Consider the following 3,340-nt stretch of genomic DNA (forward strand, 5'->3'; position numbering starts at 1 on the left):
GTTTGGTGATGTTGTGGGTGTTGTTGGTAAGTCCTCGGCCGATTAGTACCAGTCACCTGAACACATTGCTGTGCGTACAGTTCTGGCCTATCAACCCCATGGTCTGTGGGGGGCCTTAACCCCGCAAGGGGGTGAGAAACCTCATCTTGGAACAGGCTTCCCGCTTAGATGCTTTCAGCGGTTATCCCTTCCGAACGTAGCTAACCAGCGGTGCCCCTGGCGGGACAACTGGCACACCAGAGGTTCGTCCGTCCCGGTCCTCTCGTACTAGGGACAGGTTTCCTCAAGTTTCTTACGCGCGCGGCGGATAGAGACCGAACTGTCTCACGACGTTCTAAACCCAGCTCGCGTGCCGCTTTAATGGGCGAACAGCCCAACCCTTGGGACCTACTCCAGCCCCAGGATGCGACGAGCCGACATCGAGGTGCCAAACCATCCCGTCGATATGGACTCTTGGGGAAGATCAGCCTGTTATCCCCGGGGTACCTTTTATCCGTTGAGCGACACCGCTTCCACTTGCCGGTGCCGGATCACTAGTCCCGACTTTCGTCCCTGCTCGACATGTACGTCTCACAGTCAAGCTCCCTTGTGCACTTACACTCAACACCTGATTGCCAACCAGGCTGAGGGAACCTTTGGGCGCCTCCGTTACCTTTTAGGAGGCAACCGCCCCAGTTAAACTACCCACCAGGCACTGTCCCTGAACCCGATCAGGGTCCGAGGTTAGAAGTCCAATACGATCAGAGTGGTATTTCAACAACGACTCCATGAACACTGGCGTGCCCACTTCACAGTCTCCCACCTATCCTACACAAACCGAACCGAACACCAATACCAAGCTATAGTGAAGGTCCCGGGGTCTTTTCGTCCTGCCGCGCGTAACGAGCATCTTTACTCGTACTGCAATTTCGCCGAGTCTGTGGTTGAGACAGCAGAGAAGTCGTTACGCCATTCGTGCAGGTCGGAACTTACCCGACAAGGAATTTCGCTACCTTAGGATGGTTATAGTTACCACCGCCGTTTACTGGGGCTTAAATTCTCAGCTTCACCACCCGAAGGTGATTAACCGGTCCTCTTAACCTTCCAGCACCGGGCAGGCGTCAGTCCGTATACATCGTCTTACGACTTCGCACGGACCTGTGTTTTTAGTAAACAGTCGCTTCTCTCTGGTCTCTGCGACCCACACCAGCTCAGACCGAAAAGATCGTCACCAGGATGGGTCCCCCTTCTCCCGAAGTTACGGGGGCATTTTGCCGAGTTCCTTAACCACAGTTCTCTCGATCGCCTTAGTATTCTCTACCTGACCACCTGTGTTGGTTTGGGGTACGGGCCGTGTACCAACTCACTAGAGGCTTTTCTCGGCAGCATAGGATCATGGAATTCGCCACAACGGCTACGCATCACCTCTCAGGCTCTGTGAGTGACGGATTTGCCTATCACTCGCCCTACAGGCTTACACCAGTACAACCACTGACTGGCCCCACTACCTTCCTGCGTCACCCCATCGCTTGCCTACTACCAGCCAAGGTCCCATGCATCACCCCAACTCGGCACCCGAAGGTGCTCCTGGGGGATCAGGATGGTTAGTACAACTGATTCAGCATGGGCGCGGATACACGGGTACGGGAATATCAACCCGTTGTCCATCGACTACGCCTGTCGGCCTCGCCTTAGGTCCCGACTCACCCTGGGCGGATTAGCCTGGCCCAGGAACCCTTGGTCATTCGGCGGCAGAGTTTCTCACTCTGCTTTCGCTACTCATGCCTGCATTCTCACTCCCACACCCTCCACACCTGGATCACTCCGGCGCTTCCACGGATGCAGGACGCTCCCCTACCCACCCCACCCACTACACAGAAGTCCGTAAACCTCTGCGGATGTCATGGTGGAGTGCCGCGGCTTCGGCGGTGTACTTGAGCCCCGCTACATTGTCGGCGCAGGATCACTTGACCAGTGAGCTATTACGCACTCTTTCAAGGGTGGCTGCTTCTAAGCCAACCTCCTGGTTGTCTTCGCGACCCCACATCCTTTTCCACTTAGTACACGCTTAGGGGCCTTAGCCGGCGATCTGGGCTGTTTCCCTCTCGACTACGAACCTTATCGCCCGCAGTCTCACTGCCACACTCTCACTTACCGGCATTCGGAGTTTGGCTGACGTCAGTAACCCTGTGGGGCCCATCGGCCATCCAGTAGCTCTACCTCCAGTAAGAAACATGTGACGCTGCACCTAAATGCATTTCGGGGAGAACCAGCTATCACGGAGTTTGATTGGCCTTTCACCCCTACCCACAACTCATCCCCTCCATTTTCAACTGAAGTGGGTTCGGGCCTCCACGACGTCTTACCGACGCTTCACCCTGGCCATGGGTAGATCACTCCGCTTCGGGTCTAGACCCGGCGACTCAAACGCCCTATTCAGACTCGCTTTCGCTACGGCTACCCCACACGGGTTAACCTCGCCACCGAGCACTAACTCGCAGGCTCATTCTTCAAAAGGCACGCCATCACCCGCCCCGAAGGCACAGGCTTTGACGGATTGTAAGCGTCCGGTTTCAGGTACTATTTCACTCCCCTCCCGGGGTACTTTTCACCTTTCCCTCACGGTACTAGTCCGCTATCGGTCACCAGGAAGTATTCAGGCTTACCGGGTGGTCCCGGCAGATTCACAGCAGATTCCACGAGCCCGCTGCTACTTGGGGACACCGTCACGCAAGACCATGTGTTTTCAGCTACCGGACTCTCACCGACTACGGCAGACCATTCCAGGCCACTTCACCTAACACACAGTTTTCTCACTCACGCTTCCACAGGCAGATGGAAGAAGACGAACCCCACAACCCCACACACACAACCCCTACCCGGTATCACATGCGCATGGTTTAGCCTCCTCCGCTTTCGCTCGCCACTACTCACGGAATCACAATTGTTTTCTCTTCCTATGGGTACTGAGATGTTTCACTTCCCCACGTTCCCCCCACACAGCCTATACATTCAGCTGGTGGTAACACGACATCACTCGTGCTGGGTTTCCCCATTCGGACACCCTCGGATCACAGCTCGTTTGACAACTCCCCGAGGACTATCGCGGCCTACCACGTCCTTCATCGGCTCCTGGTACCAAGGCATCCACCGAACGCCCTTACACACTTACAACAACACCTACAAACAACCCCCCACCCACAACCAACACAAGGCCAGCCATGAACGAGGATCGAATGTAGACATCACACAACACTACAAATTCTGCTAAATCACAGACCAGCACTCCAACAACAGTCGAAGCATTGGTTTGAAATAAAGATGCTCGCATCCACTATGCACTTCTCAAACAACACACACC

1 rRNA gene is annotated in these 3,340 nt (G+C 55.2%); it reads right to left on the reverse strand.

The window, feature by feature from the left end:
* Nucleotides 1–22: 22 nt before the first annotated feature.
* Nucleotides 23–3,153 (reverse strand): 23S ribosomal RNA (locus B1818_RS23705).
* Between the last annotated feature and the right edge of the window lie 187 nt (nt 3,154–3,340).

The organism is Gordonia sp. IITR100 (genome assembly GCF_002009645.1).
GTDB classification, from domain to species: domain Bacteria; phylum Actinomycetota; class Actinomycetes; order Mycobacteriales; family Mycobacteriaceae; genus Gordonia; species Gordonia hongkongensis.